The organism is Streptomyces sp. NPDC127129, from assembly GCF_042671585.1.
Lineage (GTDB): Bacteria > Actinomycetota > Actinomycetes > Streptomycetales > Streptomycetaceae > Streptomyces.
The window spans coordinates 208,358-228,503 of record NZ_JBHXTV010000008.1 but is presented as its reverse complement, the minus strand read 5'-3'; the positions used below and the strand labels follow the sequence as shown (position 1 = coordinate 228,503).

Annotated in this window: 21 protein-coding genes; 13 read left to right on the top strand and 8 right to left on the bottom strand. The window is 72.2% G+C overall.

Annotation, left to right across the window (positions count from 1 at the left end):
- Positions 1-290: 290 nt before the first annotated feature.
- Complete coding sequence (locus ACFVGW_RS17770) at positions 291-698, top strand: transglycosylase SLT domain-containing protein (RefSeq protein ID WP_352188225.1); 408 nt, start codon at positions 291-293, stop codon at positions 696-698.
- Between the two features lie 169 nt (positions 699-867).
- Here ACFVGW_RS17770 and ACFVGW_RS17765 read toward each other — a convergent pair whose 3' ends face one another.
- On the bottom strand, positions 868-2,046 hold the full coding sequence (locus tag ACFVGW_RS17765; RefSeq protein WP_385852622.1) for a steroid 3-ketoacyl-CoA thiolase: 1,179 nt from the start codon (positions 2,044-2,046) through the stop codon (positions 868-870).
- A 349-nt stretch (positions 2,047-2,395) separates the two neighbouring features.
- On the opposite strand from ACFVGW_RS17765, the gene ACFVGW_RS17760 reads away from it, so the two are divergent.
- From ACFVGW_RS17760 to ACFVGW_RS17740, 5 genes are all read left to right on the top strand, one after another.
- Positions 2,396-3,643, top strand: coding sequence for a cytochrome P450 (locus ACFVGW_RS17760; protein WP_385852621.1), 1,248 nt, complete (start codon positions 2,396-2,398; stop codon positions 3,641-3,643).
- A gap of 185 nt (positions 3,644-3,828) precedes the next feature.
- Positions 3,829-4,890, top strand: a complete 1,062-nt coding sequence (locus ACFVGW_RS17755) for a DUF2330 domain-containing protein (RefSeq protein WP_385852620.1) — start codon at positions 3,829-3,831, stop codon at positions 4,888-4,890.
- Positions 4,887-5,555 (top strand): O-methyltransferase, encoded by a 669-nt coding sequence (locus tag ACFVGW_RS17750; RefSeq protein ID WP_385852619.1) that lies wholly within the window; start codon positions 4,887-4,889, stop codon positions 5,553-5,555. Before ACFVGW_RS17755 ends, ACFVGW_RS17750 begins: the two co-directional genes overlap by 4 nt.
- Positions 5,556-5,629: 74 nt before the next feature.
- The gene (locus ACFVGW_RS17745) at positions 5,630-5,947 is read left to right on the top strand and encodes an antibiotic biosynthesis monooxygenase (protein WP_352188220.1); all 318 of its coding nucleotides are present in this window, start codon (positions 5,630-5,632) and stop codon (positions 5,945-5,947) included.
- Positions 5,944-6,441 (top strand): GNAT family N-acetyltransferase, encoded by a 498-nt coding sequence (locus tag ACFVGW_RS17740; RefSeq protein WP_383292524.1) that lies wholly within the window; start codon positions 5,944-5,946, stop codon positions 6,439-6,441. The genes ACFVGW_RS17745 and ACFVGW_RS17740 overlap by 4 nt, the downstream gene beginning before the upstream one ends.
- 3 nt (positions 6,442-6,444) lie before the next feature.
- Here the strand turns inward: ACFVGW_RS17740 and ACFVGW_RS17735 are convergent, their stop codons facing one another.
- A complete protein-coding gene (locus ACFVGW_RS17735; protein ID WP_385852618.1) occupies positions 6,445-8,499 on the bottom strand; it encodes a DHA2 family efflux MFS transporter permease subunit in 2,055 nt (684 codons plus the stop codon).
- A gap of 603 nt (positions 8,500-9,102) precedes the next feature.
- Between ACFVGW_RS17735 and ACFVGW_RS17730 the strand changes: the two genes are divergently transcribed.
- A complete protein-coding gene (locus ACFVGW_RS17730; protein WP_385852617.1) occupies positions 9,103-9,807 on the top strand; it encodes a peptidoglycan-binding protein in 705 nt (234 codons plus the stop codon).
- Between the two features lie 214 nt (positions 9,808-10,021).
- Positions 10,022-10,672, top strand: coding sequence for an HAD-IA family hydrolase (locus tag ACFVGW_RS17725; RefSeq protein ID WP_385852616.1), 651 nt, complete (start codon positions 10,022-10,024; stop codon positions 10,670-10,672).
- On the opposite strand, the gene ACFVGW_RS17720 is transcribed toward ACFVGW_RS17725, so the two are convergent.
- A complete protein-coding gene (locus tag ACFVGW_RS17720) occupies positions 10,653-11,411 on the bottom strand; it encodes an ABC transporter permease (RefSeq protein ID WP_385852615.1) in 759 nt (252 codons plus the stop codon). The genes ACFVGW_RS17725 and ACFVGW_RS17720 overlap by 20 nt on opposite strands.
- A 255-nt stretch (positions 11,412-11,666) precedes the next feature.
- Between ACFVGW_RS17720 and ACFVGW_RS17715 the strand changes: the two genes are divergently transcribed.
- The 4 genes from ACFVGW_RS17715 to ACFVGW_RS17700 all read left to right on the top strand — a co-directional run bounded on the left by ACFVGW_RS17715 (position 11,667) and on the right by ACFVGW_RS17700 (position 15,609).
- Positions 11,667-12,329 carry an HNH endonuclease family protein gene (locus ACFVGW_RS17715; RefSeq protein WP_385852614.1) on the top strand — a complete coding sequence of 221 codons (663 nt, stop codon included), beginning with the start codon at positions 11,667-11,669 and terminating at the stop codon, positions 12,327-12,329.
- Between the two features lie 87 nt (positions 12,330-12,416).
- The gene (locus tag ACFVGW_RS17710) at positions 12,417-14,147 is read left to right on the top strand and encodes an alkaline phosphatase D family protein (protein WP_385852613.1); all 1,731 of its coding nucleotides are present in this window, start codon (positions 12,417-12,419) and stop codon (positions 14,145-14,147) included.
- A 193-nt stretch (positions 14,148-14,340) separates the two neighbouring features.
- Positions 14,341-14,817 carry a DoxX family protein gene (locus tag ACFVGW_RS17705; RefSeq protein WP_385852699.1) on the top strand — a complete coding sequence of 159 codons (477 nt, stop codon included), beginning with the start codon at positions 14,341-14,343 and terminating at the stop codon, positions 14,815-14,817.
- A 180-nt stretch (positions 14,818-14,997) separates the two neighbouring features.
- Positions 14,998-15,609 (top strand): DedA family protein, encoded by a 612-nt coding sequence (locus ACFVGW_RS17700; RefSeq protein ID WP_383227429.1) that lies wholly within the window; start codon positions 14,998-15,000, stop codon positions 15,607-15,609.
- Here ACFVGW_RS17700 and ACFVGW_RS17695 read toward each other — a convergent pair.
- Both ACFVGW_RS17695 and ACFVGW_RS17690 read right to left on the bottom strand, forming a co-directional pair.
- Positions 15,569-15,817, bottom strand: coding sequence for a DUF2277 domain-containing protein (locus ACFVGW_RS17695; RefSeq protein ID WP_383227274.1), 249 nt, complete (start codon positions 15,815-15,817; stop codon positions 15,569-15,571). The genes ACFVGW_RS17700 and ACFVGW_RS17695 overlap by 41 nt on opposite strands.
- Before the next feature lie 43 nt (positions 15,818-15,860).
- Positions 15,861-16,085: a hypothetical protein gene (locus tag ACFVGW_RS17690; RefSeq protein WP_383227273.1), complete on the bottom strand. Its 225-nt coding sequence runs from the start codon at positions 16,083-16,085 to the stop codon at positions 15,861-15,863.
- 191 nt (positions 16,086-16,276) lie between these two features.
- Between ACFVGW_RS17690 and ACFVGW_RS17685 the strand changes: the two genes are divergently transcribed.
- Positions 16,277-17,035, top strand: a complete 759-nt coding sequence (locus ACFVGW_RS17685) for a GntR family transcriptional regulator (protein WP_385852612.1) — start codon at positions 16,277-16,279, stop codon at positions 17,033-17,035.
- Between the two features lie 93 nt (positions 17,036-17,128).
- On the opposite strand, the gene ACFVGW_RS17680 is transcribed toward ACFVGW_RS17685, so the two are convergent.
- The 3 genes from ACFVGW_RS17680 to ACFVGW_RS17670 all read right to left on the bottom strand — a co-directional run bounded on the left by ACFVGW_RS17680 (position 17,129) and on the right by ACFVGW_RS17670 (position 19,914).
- Entirely contained in the window at positions 17,129-17,662 is a 534-nt protein-coding gene (locus ACFVGW_RS17680) for a DUF4231 domain-containing protein (protein WP_385852611.1), read from the bottom strand.
- Between the two features lie 178 nt (positions 17,663-17,840).
- A complete protein-coding gene (locus ACFVGW_RS17675; RefSeq protein ID WP_385852610.1) occupies positions 17,841-18,668 on the bottom strand; it encodes a universal stress protein in 828 nt (275 codons plus the stop codon).
- 157 nt (positions 18,669-18,825) lie between these two features.
- Complete coding sequence (locus tag ACFVGW_RS17670; protein ID WP_385852609.1) at positions 18,826-19,914, bottom strand: serine hydrolase domain-containing protein; 1,089 nt, start codon at positions 19,912-19,914, stop codon at positions 18,826-18,828.
- Positions 19,915-20,146: the final 232 nt, after the last annotated feature.

Genomic DNA, 20,146 nt, shown 5'->3' with positions numbered 1-20,146 from the left:
ATAGGAGAGGGCCCAGACCCCCCTAAATCCCCCCATAGACCACCTTGACCTGCAACAACACCCGGGTACCCACCCCCGGTCGTTCGGCGCGGGTCCGACTCCGCTTCGTACCGGGGGGCATTGCGACGCCTCCGCAGGACTGCTTGTCTGGTGGACGTCGCCAGGCAGGCAGCGTTCAGCGCAGCCCCTCGGACAGGCCGATTCCCCGCAGGATCCGGGTTCCCCGGGCTCTGGTTCCGGCTTGCCGAAAACGCCCGGCGCGCCCCATGTCCCCGACGTTAGGTCGCGTTTTGTTCCGCTCCATCGCCACCCGTGCCAACTCCCGCAAGAAGACCCTCGCCGTGTCCGCAGCGGTGCTGCTGGGCGCCTCGGGTGCGGTCCTGGGCACGACGGCCTCGGCCTCGGCCGCTCCCAGCGACGCCAAGGCGATCGCCAAGCAGATCGTCCCGGCTTCGCAGTTCGCGTCGTTCAGTAAGATCGTGGAGCACGAGTCCGGCTGGAACCCCTCCGCCACCAACTCGTCCAGCGGCGCCTACGGCCTGGTCCAGGCCCTGCCGGCCTCGAAGATGTCCTCGGCCGGTTCCGACTGGAAGACCAACCCGGCCACCCAGATCAAGTGGGGCCTGGACTACATGAACGACCGCTACGGCAGCCCGAACGGCGCCTGGGCGTTCTGGCAGGCCAACGGCTGGTACTAAGAGTCACCCCCAGCCCCCCGCAGCCGCGCGCACACCCGCAAGGCCCCGCCCTCCTCACGGAGGGGCGGGGCCTGCGGCGTTTCCGGGCGCGGCAACCCCCCGACGCGGTTGCAACCCCCGACCCGGCCGCAACCCCCGACGCGCCCGCAGCCGCAGCCGCCGAGACGCCCTACAGCCGCTGGATGATCGTGCCGGTCGCCAGCGCGCCGCCGGCGCACATCGTGATCAGCGCGAATTCCCTGTCCGTACGCTCCAGCTCGTGCAGGGCCGTGGTGATCAGACGCGCCCCGGTCGCACCCACCGGATGCCCGAGCGCGATGGCGCCGCCGTTGACGTTGACCTTGGCCAGCCCGTCCAGGTCCCGGTCGAATTCCTGGGCCCAGCTCAGGACGACCGAGGCGAAGGCCTCGTTGATCTCGACGACGTCGATGTCCTTCAGCGACATCCCCGCCTTGCCGAGCACGGCGCGCGTCGCGTCGATCGGCCCGTCGAGGTGGAAATGGGGGTCGGAGCCGACGAGGGCCTGGGCGACGATCCGGGCGCGGGGCCTGAGCTTGAGCGCCCGGGCCATCCGCTTGGACGCCCACATCAGCGCGCACGCCCCGTCGGAGATCTGGGAGGAGTTCCCGGCGGTGTGGACGGCGGTCGGCATGACGGGCTTGAGCCGGGCGAGCGCCTCCATGCTGGTGTCGCGGAGCCCCTCGTCCCGGTCGACCAGCCGCCACATGCCCTGACCCGCGGCCTGCTCCTCCTCGGTGGTCGGGACCTGGACGGCGAAGGTCTCGCGCTTGAACCGCTCCTCGGACCAGGCGATCGCGGCCCGTTCCTGGGAGAGCAGACCGAGGGAGTCGACCCGCTCGCGGGTCAGGCCGCGGTGCCGGGCGATCCGCTCGGCGGCCTCGAACTGGTTGGGCAGGTCGACGTTCCACTCGTCCGGCCAGGGCTTTCCGGGTCCGTGCTTGGACCCCGAGCCGAGCGGGACGCGCGACATGGCCTCGACACCACAGCTGATGCCGATGTCGATGACGCCTGAGGCGATCATGTTGGCGACCATGTGGCTCGCCTGCTGCGAGGAGCCGCACTGACAGTCGACGGTGGTGGCGGCGGTCTCGTAGGGAAGGCCCATGGTGAGCCAGGCGTTGCGCGCGGGGTTCATGGACTGCTCGCCGGCGTGGGTGACGGTGCCGCCGACGATCTGCTCGACGCAGTCGGCGTGGATGCCGGTGCGGCCGAGGAGTTCACGGTAGGTCTCGCCCAGGAGGTAGGCGGGGTGGAGATTGGCGAGCGCGCCTCCACGCTTGCCGATGGGGGTGCGTACTGCTTCGACGATGACGGGTTCCGCGGCCATGAGCTCGTCCTCTCCTCGCCCGGGCGGGGTGTCCCGGCACTCCGCGACGGGGGCGGTACGGGGAACTAGTACGCGTTCTAGTTCTGAGTGAAGTCTTATGACTGCTACCGCCGGTACGCAAGGGTTGTGCACGCACCCGCGTGCGCCGATCACCGGCAACAGTTCCCGTCGCATGCCTTGCGACTTGTAGAACCCGTTACTACCTTGCGGACAGCTTCTGATGGACCGTCAGAATTGGACCGTCGGAATCCAGCCGTCCCGTCAGGCATGCCGCCGGACATGCCGCCGGCCGTGCGCCTGCCGGACACGCCGCCCGGCAGGCGTGTCCCAGACATGGAGTGTGTTGCCGATGCCCTGCCCTCACCTCCCCGAAGGGTTCGACGCCACCGATCCCGATCTGCTCCAGAGCCGCATCCCCTTCCCGGAGTTCGCATCGCTGCGGCAGACGGCACCCGTGTGGTGGTGCCCCCAGCCGCGCGGCATCACGGGCTTCGACGACGAGGGCTACTGGGCCGTCACCCGGCACGCCGACGTCAAGTACGTCTCCACGCACCCGGAGTTGTTCTCCTCCACCGAGAACACGGCCGTCATCCGCTTCAACGAGCACATCACCAGGGACCAGATCGAGGTCCAGAAGCTGATCATGCTCAACATGGACCCGCCCGAGCACACCCGCGTCCGCCAGATCGTCCAGCGCGGCTTCACGCCCCGCGCGATCCGGGGTCTGGAGAACGCCCTGCGCGAGCGTGCCCGGAAGATCGTCGAGGAGGCGAAGCGGAACGCCGGCTCCGACGGCTCCTTCGACTTCGTCACCCAGGTCGCCGTCGAGCTGCCGCTCCAGGCGATCGCCGAACTCATCGGCGTACCGCAGGAGGACCGTGCCCGGATCTTCGACTGGTCCAACAAGATGGTCGCGTACGACGATCCCGAGTACGCCATCACCGAGGAGATCGGCGCCGAGGCCGCCATGGAGCTCATCGGCTACTCGATGAACCTGGCCGCCGAGCGCAAGGAGTGCCCGGCCAAGGACATCGTGACCCAGCTCGTCGCCGCCGAGGGCCAGGGGAACCTCTCCTCCGACGAGTTCGGCTTCTTCGTGCTGCTGCTTGCGGTGGCCGGCAACGAGACCACACGTAACGCCATCAGCCACGGCATGCACGCCTTCCTCACCCACCCCGAGGAGTGGGAGCTGTACAAACGGGAGCGGCCGGCGACCGCCGCCGAGGAGATCGTGCGCTGGGCGACGCCGGTGGTCTCGTTCCAGCGGACCGCCACCCAGGACACCGAGATCGGCGGCCAGAAGATCCGCCGTGGCGACCGGGTCGGACTCTTCTACTCCTCCGCCAACAACGACCCCGAGGTCTTCGAGAACCCCGAGACCTTCGACATCACGCGCGACCCGAACCCGCATCTCGGATTCGGCGGCGGCGGGCCGCACTTCTGTCTCGGAAAGTCGCTCGCCATCAACGAGATCGACCTGATCTTCAACGCGCTCGCGGACGTCCTGCCCGATCTGACCCTCGCGAGCGAACCGCGTCGCCTGCGCGCGGCCTGGCTGAACGGGATCAAGGAGTTGCGGGTGCGGGCCGGCTCCTGACGGACGCTCCTGACAGACCGGCAGGCGGGGGCTCCATCCCCTACGCCCAGGCCCCCGCCTCCCGCCCTCTCCCGCGTCACTCCCGCCCTCGCTCCCGGCCGGTGTCCGGCTTCCTTCACGCCCGGAACCGGAATCTCCCCCGCCGCGTCTGACCGACCATGCGGGGGACACACAGAATTCTGGCCATGATCGTCGCGCTGCTCGCGCTCCAGCTCGGCTCGCTGATAGCACCGGCGTACGCCTGCGGCTGCGGCGCGATGATCCCGGACCGCGACCAGCGGATCGGCGTCGACCGGGAGACCTCGGCGGTGCGCTGGGACGGCCGTACGGAACAGATCGTCATGCGCTTCACGGTGCGCGGGGACGCCGAGCGGGCGGCCTGGATCATGCCCGTACCCGGGCGGGCGGACGTGACGCTCGGCGACCCGGCGCTCTTCGACGCGCTGGAGGACCTCACCCGTCCCGCACGCGAGGACCGGTACTACTTCTGGCCGCGCGGCGACGACTGGCCCTTCGACCTCGGCTCGTCGGACGGCGCCTCGGCCGCCCTTCCCGGCGCCGGCCCGGACGTCGGGGTCGTCGGGCGCGAGCGACTCGGCCCCTTCGACGTGGCGCGGCTGACCGCCACCGACCCCGAGGCGCTGAGCGGCTGGCTGAAGACGAACGGCTTTGAACTCCCCGAGCGGCTGGCGGCCGAACTGACGCCGTACGTCGAGCAGAAGTGGGAGTACGTCGCGGTACGGCTCGCCCCCGACGCCACCGGTACGGCACTCCAGGGCGAGCTGACCCCGCTGCGGATCAGCTTCGCCAGCGACCGGCTCGTCTACCCGATGCGGCTCTCCCGGCTGGCGAAGACCCCGCAGTCCCTCGGCCTGTACATCCTCGCCGACCACCGGATGGAGCCGCGCGACGACATCGGCGGCGACGGGCCGGAGGTGACGTTCGCCGGGCGGATCGAGGGGACGAGCCGCGACTCGCTCGCCTCGCTCACCGGCGGCGGCCCGGTCTTCCTGACCGCCCTGGACCAGTCGTTCCCCGTACCGTCGCTGATCGACGGCGACCACGAGCTGCGGACGGTCGCGGACACGCCGTACCGCGAGGTGATCTACACCGACCGGCTGCTCACGGTCGGCGACGGGGTTCCGGTCTGGCTCCTGACGGTCGCCGGCGTGCTGCTCGCGGCGGGCGGGACGGTCGTGGCGATCCGCGTACGGCGCCGGCGCCCTACGGTACGTTCGGCGGCATGACCCAGGATCAATGGACCGCAGTCGACCGCTACTTCACCGAACTGCTCGCCCCCGCCGACGAGGCGCTCGCCGCCACGCTCGCCGACTCCTCGGCAGCCGGACTCCCCGAGATCGCCGTCGCGCCCAACCAGGGCAAGCTCCTGAACCTGCTCGTCTCGATGTGCGGGGCGCGCTCGGTCCTGGAGATCGGCACGCTCGGCGGCTACAGCACGATCTGGATGGCCCGGGCGCTGCCCGCCGACGGCCGGATGATCTCGCTGGAGTACAACCCGGCCCACGCGGACGTGGCGCGCGCCAACATCGCCCGCGCCGGCCTGGAGAAGGTCGTCGAGGTCCGGACGGGCGCGGCCCTGGACACCCTGCCCCAGCTGGAGACGGAGGGAGCGGGCCCGTTCGACTTCGTCTTCATCGACGCCGACAAGGTGAACAACCCGAACTACGTGGCGTGGGCGCTGAAGCTCTCCCGCCCGGGCACGGTCGTCGTCGTCGACAACGTCGTCCGCGGGGGCGCGATCCTGGACGCGGAGACGGACGACCCGGCGATCACCGGCACACGCGCGATGTTCGAACTGGTCGCACGCGAGCCCCGGTTGGACGCGACGGCGTTCCAGACGGTCGGCGTGAAGGCGTACGACGGCCTGCTGCTCGCCCGGGTCGTGGCCTGACGGACGCGCCCGTCCCGCGTACGCGGCCGGGTCGGGGCCGTGGCGGGGACGGGGCCGGTCATATCCTGCCCTTCATGAGCATCGTGAAGATCAACGTACTGACCGTCCCGGCCGAGCAGCGTGAGGTGCTGGAGCAGCGGTTCGCCTCGCGGGCCGGGGCCGTGGAGGGGTCCGACGGGTTCGAGTGGTTCGAGCTGCTGCGCCCCCTGGAGGGCACCGACCAGTACCTGGTGTACACCCGCTGGCGGAGCGAGGAGGACTTCCAGAACTGGATGTCCGGTTCCATGAAGACCGCGCACGAGGGCGGCGGAGCCGGCGAGCGGCCCAGGCCCGCGGCCACCGGGTCGACGCTCTGGTCCTTCGAGGTCGTCCAGCAGGCGTCCCCGAAGTGAGCGACTCCACCACCGGCTGGTCCTTCGTCCCCGAGGACGTCCACACCGCCGACGCCACCGCCCTGCGCCGCGACTACTACGACGACGTGGCGAGCCGCTACTGGAAGCGGCCCGCCACCGTGGCGGAGATCGACGAAGGGCTGACGAACGACGGCGTGGAGCTGCTGGCCCCGCCCACCGGTCAGTTCCTCGTGGGCCGGTACGAGGGGAAGCCGGCCGCGTGCGGCGGCGTGCTGCTCCTCGACGAGGAACGCGCCGAGCTGACCCGCGTGTTCCTGCGCCACGCCTTCCGGGGCACGGGCGGCGCCGGGGCCATGCTGGGCAGGCTGGAGGACGCGGCGCGTGACCTGGGCGCGCGGCGGATGGTCCTCAACACGCGCACGGACCTGATCGAGGCCCGCAGCCTGTACGCGCGCCACGGCTACCTGGAGATACCGGCGTACTGCGAGGGGCCCTACATGGACGTCTGGTACGGCAAGGACCTCCCGTCCTGATCGTCAGGCGTGATGGTCGCGGGGCGGCTCGGGCGAGTGGGGCCGCTCCGCGTCCGAGCCGCTCAGCTCGGCCGTCAGCTCCTCGACCAGCTGGACCAGATCCGTGGGCCGCTCCGGCCCCCACCAGTCGCCGAGCAACTCGGCGAGCGACTCCTCCCGCGCCTTCGCCAGCCGCGTCGCGGCGGCGAGCCCCTCTTCCGTGAGGACGAGTTGCAGCCCCTCCCGGCGGGCCAGCGCGCGCTCCTCGATCTGCCGGGACGCCGCGGTGATGACCCGCAGGGGTACGGGGGTGGTCTCGGCGAGCCGGGCCGGTTCCACGGTCCCGTGGCGGCGGATCCGCAGCAGGAGCCAGCTCGCGGCCGGCAGCAGATCGAGCCCGGCCTTGGCGGTGATCTTCTCGTAGACCGCCTTGCGCCCCTCCCGCGAGCCGAGTACGGACAGGGCCCGCGCACACTCCTCGTACGAGGAGCGCTCCACCGGGTTGGAGGCGAGGGTCTGGCTGGTGTCGGGGGCGGTGACCGAGCCGCGCAGCTTGTCCTCCTTGAGGAACCAGGCGACGACGAAGGCGATCAGGACGACCGGCACGGCATAGAGGAAGACGTCGGTGATCGAGCTCGCGTAGGCGTGCACGACCGACGGCTGCAGCTCGGAGGGGAGTTCCGAGATGGCGCGCGAGTCGGCGGCGATCTGGTCCGGTCCGGTGCCCGGCGGGAGCGGCTGCCCGGCGAGCGCCTCGTCGAGTTTGCTGTTGAGCCCGTTGGTGAAGATCGTGCCGAAGATCGCGACGCCGAACGACGCGCCGATGGAGCGGAAGAAGGTGGCGCCGGAGGTGGCGACCCCGAGGTCCTGGTACGAGACGGCGTTCTGCACGACCAGGACGAGGACCTGCATGACGAGGCCGAGGCCGACGCCGAAGACGAAGAAGCACGCGCTCGTCTCCCAGGTGGAGCTGGCCTCCGTCAGCTCGTGGAGCAGCAGCAGCCCGAGCGCCGTGACGCCGGTGCCCGCGATGGGGAAGACCTTCCAGCGGCCCGTGCGCGAGACGATCTGGCCGGAGACGGTCGAGGTGATGAAAATGCCGAGGACCATGGGCAGCATGTGGATGCCGGACACGGTCGGGGTGACGCCCTGGACGACCTGGAGGAAGGTCGGCAGATAGGTCAGCGCGCCGAACATCGCGAAGCCCACGACGAAGCTGATGACCGAGACGAGGGTGAAGGTCCGGATCCGGAAGAGCTTCAGCGGCAGCACGGGCTCGGCGGCGCGCCTCTCGACGTACACGAACCACACCAGGAGTACGGCTCCGAGGGCGGCGAGACCGATGATCTGAGGGGAGCCCCAGGCCCAGGTGCTGCCGCCGAGGGAGGCGACGAGGACCAGGCAGGTGGCGACCGAGGCGATGAGGAGCGTACCGAGGTAGTCGATGGTGTGGCGGGTGCCGCGGACCGGGATGTGCAGCACGGCGGCGATCACGAAGAGGGCGACGATGCCGATGGGCAGGTTGATGTAGAAGACCCAGCGCCAGGAGAGGTGCTGGGTGAACAGCCCGCCGAGCAGCGGGCCGAGGACGCTGCTCGCCCCGAAGACGACACCGAAGAGCCCCTGGTACCTGCCGCGTTCCCGGGGCGACACGAGGTCGCCGACGATGGCCATCGAGAGGACCATGAGACCGCCGCCGCCGAGGCCCTGCAGGGCGCGGAAGCCGATGAGCTGGGGCATGTTCTGCGCGACGCCGCAGAGGGCGGAGCCGACGAGGAAGATGACGATGGCGCCCTGGAAGAGCTTCTTGCGGCCGTACTGGTCGCCGAGCTTGCCCCACAGGGGCGTGCCCGCGGTCGACGCCAGGATGTACGCGGTGACGACCCACGACAGGTGCTCCATGCCGCCGAGCTCACTGACGATGGTCGGCAGGGCCGTGGAGACGATGGTCTGGTCGAGTGCCGCGAGCAGCATGCCGAGGAGCAGCGCCCCGATCGCGACCATCACACCGCGCCGGTTCCGCCCGTCCCCGGGCACCGGGCCACCGCTGGGGTCCGCCGCGCGTACTTCCTGGGCCATGGGCATCTCCTCGGGTCCGTTCCCCACCCCATCCTGATTGGAATGTCCGGTTATGGCCTGCGGAGGCCCTGGCCGTTACCCCGGTCGCGGAGGCCGGGCCACGTGCGGGCTGCATAATCTCTGCCAGGCGAACTGGGGAGGGGCCTGACTGTGGTCGGACACGTCTGTCCTGAATGCGGTGTACACAGACCGCGCTGCGCGTGCGTCGAGGCGGAGATAGCCGCGGCGGAGGACTTCGATCCGCTGCGGATCCGTCCGTACGTGACGCTGGATGCCGTCGCGGAGGCGGGGAAGGCGCCGATGACCCCACCGGAACCGGTCCCGGGTACGGGTACGGGCACGGGGCCGGTCCCGGGGTCCGGCGCGGGCACGGGGCCGGTCCCGGGGTCCGGCGCGGGCACGGGGCCCGGCGCGGGTACGGGCTCCGGGTCGGGTGGGGTCTTTGGGGCGGGTGGGGTTTCCGGGCCCGGTACGGCCTCCGGGCCGGGCGCGGCCCCTGGACCCGGTACGGACTCCGGGTCGGGTGCGGCCCCCTGGCCGGGCGCGGGTGCCGTCTCCGTACCGGTGACGGAGCCGGGCGGGGGGCCTGGCCCGGACGAGACGATGCCCCTGTTCCTGAGCGGGATCGCGCCGGAGGCCGAGGCGTACGACCTCGCGTACGACCCCGAATGGGGGCCGCGCGAGCCCGAGCGCCCCGCCACCCGGCGACGCGGCGCGCTGGTGGCTCTCGCGGCGGCGGTCGCGGTCGCGGTGGTCGCCACGGCGGCGGTCGCGGGCGGCCTGCTCGGCGGCGGGGACGAGCCCGACGACCGGGCCGCCGCGCCCACGCCCACCGCGAGCGCCTCGGAGAACGTCGCCGTGTCGGAGGCGCCGTCCTCCTCGGCCTCCACGCCTCCGCCGTCCGCCTCGGCCTCCGCCACGGCCTCACGCTCCGCGTCGCCCTCGTCGTCGCCGTCGCCCTCCTCCCGTACGCCGGAGGCGACCGCGACGGCCACGTCCACCGTTCCGGCCGGACCGCCGTCGCCCTCGGCCACGCGGACCACCTCCGCGCCGACCCGCACGCCCACGGTCGCGCCGGTCGCACCGGCCCCGACCCTGCGCTACGGGGACTCCGGCCCCGAGGTCGCGGAGCTTCAGCGGCGGCTCCGGGAGGTGTGGATCTACGACGGCCCGATCGACGGCGAGTACTCCAGACAGGTGCGGCGCGCGGTCGAGCGGTACCAGTCGTACCAGGACATCGAGGAGGACGGGGAGGGCGTGTACGGGCCGGAGACGCGCCGCGCACTGGAGGCCGAGACCACGGGCTGAAGCCGGTGGGGTGGCCCGCCGGCACCACGGGCCGGCGGCGGTCGGTGGCGGCCGGAAGCGGGCGGCGCCCTCGGCCGCGAGGTCCGTGATGCGGGACGGATTGGCGCTGAGCGTCCTCGTTTTGTATCGTCGAGGAACAAAGTGGCCCCGCCCGCACTCCCTGACCGGCGGGCGGGTCCGCTCTGTTCTCCTCCCACCCCTCTGGAGACCCTTCATGCCCGCGCTCACCACCCGCGCCCTGCTCCTCGACATGGACGGCACGCTCGTCAACTCGGACGCCGTCGTCGAGCGCTGCTGGCGCCGCTGGGCCGAGCGTCACGGCCTCGACCCGGACGAGGCGCTCAAGGTCGTCCACGGCCGCCAGGGGTACGCGACGATGGCCGCCCTCCTTCCGGACCGGCCCATGGAGCAGAACCACGCCGACAACCGGGTCATGCTCGCGGAGGAGACCGCGGACCTCGACGGCGTCGTCCCGGTCCCGGGCGCCCCGGCCTTCATGGCCGCCCTCGTCGGCCTCCCGCACGCCCTCGTGACCTCGGCGGACGAGAAGCTCGCCCAGGCCCGGATGGGCGCCGCAGGGCTGCGGATGCCGGCGACCCGGGTGACGGCGGAGCTGGTCGGCGCGAGCAAGCCGGACCCGGAGGGCTTCCTCAAGGGCGCGGCGGAGCTGGGCTTCGACCCGGCCGACTGCGTGGTCTTCGAGGACTCCGAGGCCGGCATCCAGGCGGGCCGCGCCGCGGGCATGCGGGTGGTGGGCGTGGGCCCGAGGGCGGCCGCCTTCGCCCCGGACGTCCACGTCCAGGACCTCACGACCGTACGGCTGACGCCCCTCCAGGACGGCTCCCTCAGCCTGACGTTCGCGTAACGCCCCGCGCCACCACACCCCACGCCACCAGCTCCAGCACGACCGCCACCGCCACCGCCTGCACCACCATCAGCGCCACCAGCACGAAGAGCTGCACCGCCCCCGCCTCCCACGGCGACGCGCCGCCCAGCAGCATCCCCACGAACGCCCCCGGCAGCGTCACGAGCCCCACCGTCCTCGTCTGGTCGAGCCCCGGCAGCAGCGCGTCCGACGCCGCCCCGCGCGCCACCTCCAGCCGCGCCTCGCGCTCCGGAAGCCCGATCGCGAGCCCCGCCTCCACCTCGCCCCGGCGCGTCTCCAGCTCGTCCAGCGCCCGCCTCCCACCCAGGACCGTCGCGGTCAGGGCGCCGCCGATGAGGATGCCGGTGACCGGGATGAGCGCCACGCCACGCACCGGAACGAGTCCGGTGAGCAGCAGCGTGCCGACGACGGGTCCGACGCCCGCCGCGATCGGCACCCCGGCCCACCAGCGCCCGCGGCCCGCCCCCGGGACGACGCGCCGCCCGGCGGTCCAGGCCGCCACCCCGTACATCACCAGCAGGAAGACCAGCAGCAGCGGCAGATACCGCATCACCCAGCCGATCACGAGCGACACCGCGACCAGTTGGACCGCGGCGCGCCCGCCCGCGATCAGCGAGTCGCGCGGGCGTCCGAGCCGGGCGAACGCGACGACGCCCGCGGCCACGGCGAGCAGAACGGCGAGAACCACCCCAAAGGTGACGTTCACTTCCAGAAGCACACGCCAACCCTAGGGCCGAGAAACGGAAGTGTCGTTCCGTCACACCCCTTGATGTGACGTGGCCATGTCGTCACCCTGTTACCTGGCGCACCCCCCAACGCAACCTGGTGCCGCCACGATGACCGGGCCGCCGGGCGCCCACCCGGGCGCCCACCCGGGCATTTCGTCCCACACGCACCGGAAACCCACCCGGGGCGCGCGGGGCGAGCGCCCGGAACGGCACGGCCGATGTCCCCCCACCTCAAGGGAGTTCGCATGCTCGCCGCCAACGTCTACGCGCGTCGAATAGCCCGTCGCGCGACCGTTCTCGCCGCCACCGCCACCCTCTCCGTCACCGGCCTCCTCGCCACCGCGCCGACCGCGCAGGCGGCCATGCCCACGCCCGTCAGCGCGGCCACCGCCCGTACCTACCTCGCCTCCCTCACGGTGAAGGCGGAAGGTTCCTCCTCCGGCTACAGCCGTGATCTGTTCCCCCACTGGATCACCCAGTCCGGCGCCTGCAACACCCGCGAGGTCGTCCTCAAGCGCGACGGCGTGAACGTCGTCCAGGACTCCAGCTGTGCCGCCGTCAGCGGCAGTTGGTACTCCGCGTACGACGGCGCGACCTGGACCGCCGCCGCCGACCTTGACATCGACCACATGGTGCCGCTCGCCGAGGCCTGGCGCTCGGGCGCGAACTCCTGGACCACCGCCAAGCGCCAGCAGTTCGCCAACGACCTGACCCGGCCGCAGCTCATCGCCGTCACGGACAACGTCAACCAGTCCAAGGGCGACCAGGACCCCGCCGAGTGGCTGCCGTCGCGCACCGCGTACCTCTGCACGTACGTCCGCGCCTGGGTGCACACGAAGTACTACTGGGGCCTGAGCGTGGACTCCGCGGAGAAGAGCGCCCTGCAGTCCGTCCTGAACGGCTGCTGAGAACGCTTCCGTCGCGCCTCCCTCGTTCCGTACCGTACGGGCGTTCCCTGCCGAACGGGTGGGACGACGGAGGAGCGGGGGAGATCGATGGCGGCCGGACTGAGGCTCGGACCGGTACTTCGGTACGTCGACGGAGTGGCGGGCGACTCGGCGACGATATGGGTCGAGACCGACCGCCCGTGCACGGCGGAGGTCCGTGGAGCCGCCGGCGCCGGCGGCTCCACCCGCACCTTCCAGATCGCGGGCCACCACTACGCGCTGATCCCGGTGACGGGCCTGACCCCCGGCACGACGACGGCGTACGAGATACGGCTCGACGGCCGGACCGTCTGGCCGCCGGCCGACTCCCGCTTCCCCCCGAGCACGATCCGCACCCCCTCCCCCGACGGCGAGGTCAAGGTGGCGTTCGGCTCCTGCCGCTGGGCGGCGAAACCGGCCAAGGGCAGGGACCCGGTCGGCCCGGACGCCCTGGACACGCTCGCCCAGCACCTGGCGGCGCGCCTCGCGTCCGGCGCCACGGCGGAACCGGACGCCTCGGCACCCGAACGCCCGGACGTCCTCGTCCTCCTGGGTGACCAGGTGTACGCGGACGAGACCTCGGCCGACACCCGCCGCTGGCTCGCCGCCCGCCGGGACCCGGGCGACCCGCCGGGCTCGGAGGTCGGGGAGTACGAGGAGTACACCCGGCTCTACGACGAGTCGTGGGGCGACCCCGAGGTCCGCTGGCTGCTCTCCACCGTCCCCAGCTGCATGATCTTCGACGACCACGACCTCATCGACGACTGGAACACCAGCGCCGCCTGGCTGGCCCGGATGCGGGCCACGCACTGGTGGAGCGAGCGCGTGCTCAGCGGGCTGATGTCGTACTGGGTGTACCAGCACCTCGGCAACCTCTCCCCCGCCGAGCTGGACGCCGACCCGCTGTACGCCGAGATCCGTTCCGTACCGGACGGCACGGAGCGGCTGCGGCGGTTCGCGGCGGAGGCGGACGCCGATCCGGCGTGTGTGCGCTGGAGTTACCGGCGGGACTTCGGCCGGACCCGGCTGCTGATGATCGACACCCGGGCCGCGCGCCTCCTGAAGGAGGACGCGCGGGCGATGCTGGACCCGGCCGAGGCGGCCTGGGTACGCGAACAGGCGCTGTCGGACCGGGGTGCGTACGACCATCTCCTCGTCGGGACCTCGCTGCCCTGGCTGCTGCCGCCGCTGATCCATGACGCGGAGGCCTGGAACGCGGCCCTGTGCCGCGGCGAACGGGGCGGCCCGGACGGGCGCTGGGCGCGATTCGCGGAGGACCTGCGGCAGCGGGCGGACCTGGAGCACTGGGCGGCGTTCCCCTCGTCGTTCGAGGCCCTGACCCGCCTGATCGCGGAAGCGGGCGGCGGCCCGGACGCGCCGGCGACGGTGTGCGTACTGTCCGGGGACGTCCACCACGCGTACGTGGCGGAGCCGCGCTGGCCCGACGAGCCGACCGGGGGCGCCGCGGGCGTCGAGGGCGCCACGGGCCCGGGGGCGCGGCCCGAGGCCCGGGTGGTCCAGCTGACGTGCTCGCCGCTGCACAACGCGATCCCGCTCGCGGTACGCCTGGGCTTCCGCTTCGGATGGAGCCGCGCAGGCAGCCGCCTGGGCCGCGCCCTGGCCCGGCACGCGCGCGTGGGCCGGCCCTTGATCGGCTGGCGCAGAACGGGCGGCCCCTGGTTCGGCAACCAGCTCATGACGCTCACGCTGCACGCCCGCTCCGCCCGCCTGACACTCACCCAGGCGCGCGCGAACGGCCGGCTCGTCACCGTCGACGAGCGCCGCCTGAGCGGGAGTTGACGCCCCGACGGGGAGGCCGTCCGGAGCGCCCGCGCCTCGCGTGACACTCGCCACAGATCGCCACGGGAACGAATGTTGAAGTTGCAAGTACTAGTGAGGGGTGCCTAACCTGACGTCCTCATCGGTTCCGTCCCCCCGCGTTCCGTCCCCCCGGGACCGACTCGACCGAAGGAGTCACACCCCCATGAATCCCCTGGCCAACCGCGTACAGCAGTCCCAGCCGTACGCGCTCGGGCTGTTCCGCCTCGTCATCGGTCTGCTCTTCGCCTGCCACGGCGCCGCCTCGCTCTTCGGCGTGCTCGGCGGTGCCGTCGGCGGCGGCACCATCCCGGCCGGCACCTGGCCCGGCTGGTACGCGGCCGTGATCCAGCTCGTCGGCGGCGCCCTCGTGGCGCTCGGCCTCGGCACCCGTACCGCCGCTCTGCTCGCCTCCGGCTCGATGGCCTACGCGTACTTCAAGGTCCACCAGCCCGAGGGGCTCTTCCCGCTCCAGAACGGCGGCGAGAGCGCCGCGCTCTTCTGCTGGGCGTTCCTGCTCCTCGTCTTCACCGGTCCCGGAGCCCTCGCTCTCGACCGGCTCTTCGGAAGCCGCGAGGAGCGCACGTCGGACCGGTCCGCGGACAGGGCCGAGGCGCGGGGCGAGGAGAGGCGCGAACCCGTCGGGGCGTGACCGACTGCGGGTGACCGCCTGGGCATGACCGGCTGGGCGTGAGCGTCAGGGCATGTCCGTCCCGCCCGGATTGCGGCCGAACGGGCAGGGGTCGGAGGTCGCGGGAGCGAATTCCGGCCCCTGCCCGTTCTCGTCGGCCGCCCACGCGTACGCTCTAGCGCTGTGAACGTGCTCGACAGCATGGGGTCACTGCAGTCGCTGACCGCGGGCCCGTGGATCTACGCGGCGGTGGCCACGTCGGTACTGCTCGACGTCTTCCTGCCGGTGCTGCCGAGCGGGGTCCTGGTGATCACGGCCGCGACGGCGGCGGCGACCGCCACCGCGGCCTCCACCGACGTGCCCTCCGTCCTTCTCCTTCTCCTCTGCGCGGCCACCGCCTCGGTACTCGGCGACTTCGTCGCGTACCGGCTGGCCTGGAGGGGCGGGGCCCGGCTGGACCGGGCGATCGCCCGCTCGCGCCGGCTGACCCGGGCGCAGGAACGTCTCGGCGTGGCCCTCGCACGCGGCGGCGGCCCGCTCGTGGTGATCGCGCGCTTCGCCCCGGCCGGGCGCTCGGTCGTCTCCCTGGGCGCGGGCGCGGCGCGGCGCCGGATCGCGGACTTCCTGCCCTGGTCGGCACTGGCCGGGGTGGCCTGGGCGGGCTACAGCGTGGCGCTCGGCTGGTTCGGCGGGCTGTGGCTGGGCGCGACCTGGTTCAGCGCGGGCGTCTCCGTCCTCGCGCTGTTCCTGGCGGGCGGGCTGGCCGCCTATGTCATACGGCGTCCGGCTGCGGCTCCCGCGCCGGCTTCCTGAGCCCGCGTACCTCCAGGCCGTCGAGCAGCCTGGCGGTCGCCTCGGCGATCTCGTCCACGGCACGCTCGAACACCTCGACGTTGTGCGCGGCGGGTCTGTGGAACCCGGACACCTTGCGGACGTACTGCAGGGCGGCGGCGTGGATGTCGTCCTCGGTCGCCTCTTCGGGCAGAACCGGCGGTCGGAGAGTCTTGATGCTGCGGCACATGCATCCAGTGTCGCGCGCCCCACTGACAACGCGCCGCCCCGGATCAGCCCCCGATGCCGCGTCTGCTCCGTGCGTTGATCTCGGCGGCGCGGGCCCGCAGCTCCCTCATGGGCGTGGCGAGCTGCACGTCGCCGGGTTCGGCCTCCCATTCGCGGCCGCCCCTGACGGGCCGGATCAGGAGCCGGCCGGCGACGCTGTCGACGTAGAAGCCGACCCGGCCGGTGGCGGTGTCGCGTACGAGGTCACCGACCTCGGGCAGTGGTTGCACGAATCCCCTCCGTCCCGGAATTCCAGTTCTCTAGAGATACACCCAGAGAAACGTCACCGCTCCCCTCTGTCAACGTATCTCTAGAGAAGTCCCCCGAAGGATGGATCACTCGCACAGCTCGGCGCAGAGGCGTGCGTCACCTGGTCGGAGCGCGCCGTAGGGTGTCCCGCAGACGAAGGGAGGTCCACCCCATGACTGACCAGGACAGCGGTCGTCGGCCCAAGTACCAGCGCATCGCCGACGAGTTGAGAACCGCCATCCAGTCAGGCGCCTTCGCCCCCGGCGACCGGCTCCCCGGCGAGAACGATCTGATGACCACGTACGACGTGGCCAGGATGACGGCCCGCCAGGCGCTCTCCGTGCTGCGCACCGAGGGCCTGGCCGAGGCCCGCAAGGGCGCCGGGGTCTTCGTCCGCACGTTCCGGCCGCTGCGCCGGCGGGGCATCCCCCGGCTGGCGCAGGACCATTGGGGCACGGGCCGCTCGGTCTGGTCGGCGGACATCGAGGACCGCGCGCTGGTGGTGGACCAGATCGAGGTCGGCCGGGCGACGGCGGATGCGCGCGTGGCCGCGGCGCTCGGCCTGCCGGCCGACGCCGCGGTCTGCGTCCGCAGCCGCCGCTTCGTCCTGGACGACAGGCCGGTCCTGCTCTCGGTCTCGTACCTCCCGGCCGATCTCGCCCAGGACACCCCCATCGCGACCCCGGACACGGGCCCGGGCGGCACGTACGCGCGCCTGACCGAACTGGGCCATCAGCCGGTGCACTTCCGCGAGGAGATCCGCTGCCGCATGCCCACGGCCGACGAGACCATGCGCCTGTCGCTGGAGTTCGGGACGCCGGTGATCCTGATCGGCCGTACGGCCTTCACAGCGAAAGGGGTCGCGGTGGAGCTCAACGAGATGACGCTGGACTCGGCGTCGTACGTCCTGGAGTACGACTTCGACGCGTGACGCCGCGCGAAGGCGGGCAGGCCTCCGTGGACCGCGACGCTCGCCCCGGGACGGCCCCGGGACGCCCCGGGACACCGGACGGGTCCCGCAGGCCTACGTGCCCTTCGCCGCCTGCCGGGCGGCGGGGACGCCCTGCTGCTGGACGTCGGTGGAGACCTGCCCGCCGAGGGTCATGACGTTGAGAGTCGCCGAGTTCTCACTGGCGATGGCCTTCTCGACGCGGGCGACCAGCGTCGTGAAGCAGTCACGGTCGGAGAGGTGCTGGTACGGCCCCACCCTGGCGGCGAAGTAGACCCGCTCGTGCCCGAGCAGCTGCTCGGTCGACCGGTAGTTCTTCCACTGCTCCCGGTACCGGAAGACGCTCTCCAACGACACCGACGCCACGACGACGAGGCTCAGGACGGTGGCGGTCATCTTCGCGAACCCCAGATCGAGGTTGACGAGCACCGGCACGAGCGCCCCGCCGACGACCGAGACGGTGCGCATGCGCAGGTGCATGGCCTTCATCTTGGTGGCCTTGCGGTCGTACCACTCCTGATACTGCGCCAGCCGGTCCTCGATGTACCGCTGTGGCGTCAGCTCGCCACCCAGCACCTCGGCCTCGGGCGCGTCCCCCACCTCGTCCATACCGCGAGTACATCCCCGACGGGCACACGCGGTCAACTCTCAGGGCTACTGGTCTCAGGGCCACAGGCCTCGGGGCCACAGGCCTCAGGCGCAACTGGCCTCAGGCGCCACAGGTCTCAGGGGCGACGGTCCGCCGTCCGGCGCGACGTGGTCGCGCCGGACGGCAGATGACGCGTGGTCAGGAGTGCGGTACGACGGCCACCGGGCAGGAGGCGTGGTGCATCACGGCGTGGGTGACGGAACCGATGTGGGAGCCCCGGGCGGACCGGCGCCGGCCGACGATCAGGAGCGAGGCGTCCGACGAGGCGTCGACGAGCTGCTCGGCGGCCCGCCCGGACGTGGACACCTCGGAGACACGCACCGCCGGGAACTTCTCCCGGAAGGGGCCCACCGCGTTCGAGAGCGCGGACGCCGTCCCGTTCTTCTCGTCCGCCGAGCGGTGCCGGTGGAAGGCGGAGTGCCAGGTGCTCACCACCTCCAGGGGGAGGTCGTGGCGCCCGGCGAAGTCGAAGGCGAAGTCGAGGAGTTCCCCCTGGTCCTCGCCCACGTCGAGACCGAGCACCACCTTCTGCCCGCCCCGGTCCTCGTACCCCGGACGCACGAGCACCACCGGGCTCTTCGCCTCGGCGACGACCTCCTGCCCCACGGATCCGACGACGAAGCCCCGGACGCTGCCGAGCCCGTGCGACCCCACGACGAGCATCTGCGCCTCGGAGGCGGCGGCGAGCAGCATCTGGGTGGGGGCGTCCTCGATCTCCTCGGCGCTCAGGGCGAGGTCGGGGCGCCGGGCGCGGGCGCGCTGCTCGGTCACGGCGATCACACCCTCCCCCTCGCCGGCGCGGTCCTCGTGGGACACCTTCATGGCCCCCAACTGGTGCTGCTGCCACAGCGTGGCGTACACGAGCCGCAGCCCGTCGCCGCGCAGCGCCGCCTCGTCGGCGGCCCAGTCCAGCGCCGCCACACTGCCTTCGGATCCGTCCACTCCCACGGTGACAGGTCGGGACACGCCGCTCTCCTCGTCTCGGGGCCGCCCACGGGCGAGCGCGCCGGTTCAGAAACCTACCGATTTCCCTGTAAACCATGACACCGCGGCATCCGGGCACGCCCCCGATGCACCCGTCCGGCGCATCACCGGAGGCCGCACGTACGGGCGGGCAGGCGGATCAGCCGAAATCGGGGATCGGGTGGCCGGGAGCGAGAGCGGCGGCGATGCGCTGGGCGATCACGTGGGCGCTGTGGCCGGCCTGGGCGGTGGGGCCGTCCGTGGTCGAGACCGCGATGGCGAGACGCCTGGAGGGGAGGTAGGCCTGCGAGGCGGAGTAGCCGAAGAACAGCGGGTGTTGGGCGATCCAGTCACCGAGGACGAGCAGGCCCATGCCGTAGTGGGTGGCCTCGGTCTGGGCGAGGCAGACCGTCGCCGGGCACTTTTCGGTGGGCGTGCCCAGGCCCACCGTCCCCGGGTTCAGCAGCTCGCGCCGGCCGGCGGGCGAGAGCAGCTCGCCCGAGCCGACTCCGGCCGCCGAGCGGGCCAGGTCGCAGATGTCGGTGGTCTGCACGGCGCCGGGGGCGGTGGTCCACGAGGGGTTCCAGTAGGTGGACTCCTCGTAGATCCCCCGGTCTGAGGCGAAGGCGTGCAGGACGGGCCGGGGAATGTCGGGCGTGAAGCTGTTGCGCGTCTCGCGCAGTCCGAGCGGACGCATGACCTCCCGCTGCAGCAGGACGTCGAGCCGGGTCCCGGTGATCCTCTCCAGGGCCTCGCCCAGGAGGACGAAGTTGGCGTGCGAGTAGCTCCAGTTGGTACCGGGCTCGTACCACCGCTGCTTGCCGGTGGCGAGGGCCACCAGCTCCTGGGCCGTCCACTGGCGGAACAGGTTCGCGGAGACCGCCTGCTGGAACTCCGGCAGCGGCACGTAGTCGACGATCCCGGTGGTGGAGGCGCCCAGCATGCGCAGGGTGATCCGCTCACCGTCCTCCAGCTCGGGCAGCCAGCGCGCGACAGGATCGTCCAGATCGACCCGGCCCTGGTCGACGAGCCGCAGGAGGGCCGTCCCCATGTAGCTGATCGCGATGTTGCCGTTCCGGAAGTGCATGGCGGGCTCGGCCGGCACCCCGGTCATCGACTCCCCGAGCGCGGCGGTGACGACCTCACGCCCGCCCTCGGTGACCCGCAGGATGACGGACTTGAGCCCCATGCCGGCCTGCGCCTGCTGAGCGATCCGCACCACGTCCCGGGCCGGCCCCCGCTCGGGCACCCGAGAACTCTCACACCCCCGCCGATGCCCCCCGTCTCCCCCACCACCACCGACGGCCGAGACCGGCGCGCCGGAGGCGAGAAGCGCGGCAAGCGCGGTGACCGCGACAAGGCGCGACCGTGTGAAGGAGCGGACTGGTCTCATGCGGGGAGTATCAGCCGCAACCCCCTACCCCAAGCCCCGCCGCCCGCCGACCCGCACGAACATCACCCATCAGGATCGCCCCACGACC

Coding starts and splice junctions, on each gene's coding strand:
- ACFVGW_RS17765 (WP_385852622.1), bottom strand. CDS start 2,046: ATGGCCGCGGAACCCGTCATCGTCGAAGCAGTACGCACCCCCATCGGC.
- ACFVGW_RS17685 (WP_385852612.1), top strand. CDS start 16,277: ATGACTGACCAGGACAGCGGTCGTCGGCCCAAGTACCAGCGCATCGCC.
- ACFVGW_RS17760 (WP_385852621.1), top strand. CDS start 2,396: ATGCCCTGCCCTCACCTCCCCGAAGGGTTCGACGCCACCGATCCCGAT.
- ACFVGW_RS17715 (WP_385852614.1), top strand. CDS start 11,667: ATGCTCGCCGCCAACGTCTACGCGCGTCGAATAGCCCGTCGCGCGACC.
- ACFVGW_RS17700 (WP_383227429.1), top strand. CDS start 14,998: ATGGGGTCACTGCAGTCGCTGACCGCGGGCCCGTGGATCTACGCGGCG.
- ACFVGW_RS17710 (WP_385852613.1), top strand. CDS start 12,417: ATGGCGGCCGGACTGAGGCTCGGACCGGTACTTCGGTACGTCGACGGA.
- ACFVGW_RS17680 (WP_385852611.1), bottom strand. CDS start 17,662: ATGGACGAGGTGGGGGACGCGCCCGAGGCCGAGGTGCTGGGTGGCGAG.
- ACFVGW_RS17755 (WP_385852620.1), top strand. CDS start 3,829: ATGATCGTCGCGCTGCTCGCGCTCCAGCTCGGCTCGCTGATAGCACCG.
- ACFVGW_RS17750 (WP_385852619.1), top strand. CDS start 4,887: ATGACCCAGGATCAATGGACCGCAGTCGACCGCTACTTCACCGAACTG.
- ACFVGW_RS17695 (WP_383227274.1), bottom strand. CDS start 15,817: ATGTGCCGCAGCATCAAGACTCTCCGACCGCCGGTTCTGCCCGAAGAG.
- ACFVGW_RS17730 (WP_385852617.1), top strand. CDS start 9,103: ATGCCCCTGTTCCTGAGCGGGATCGCGCCGGAGGCCGAGGCGTACGAC.
- ACFVGW_RS17725 (WP_385852616.1), top strand. CDS start 10,022: ATGCCCGCGCTCACCACCCGCGCCCTGCTCCTCGACATGGACGGCACG.
- ACFVGW_RS17735 (WP_385852618.1), bottom strand. CDS start 8,499: ATGGCCCAGGAAGTACGCGCGGCGGACCCCAGCGGTGGCCCGGTGCCC.
- ACFVGW_RS17745 (WP_352188220.1), top strand. CDS start 5,630: ATGAGCATCGTGAAGATCAACGTACTGACCGTCCCGGCCGAGCAGCGT.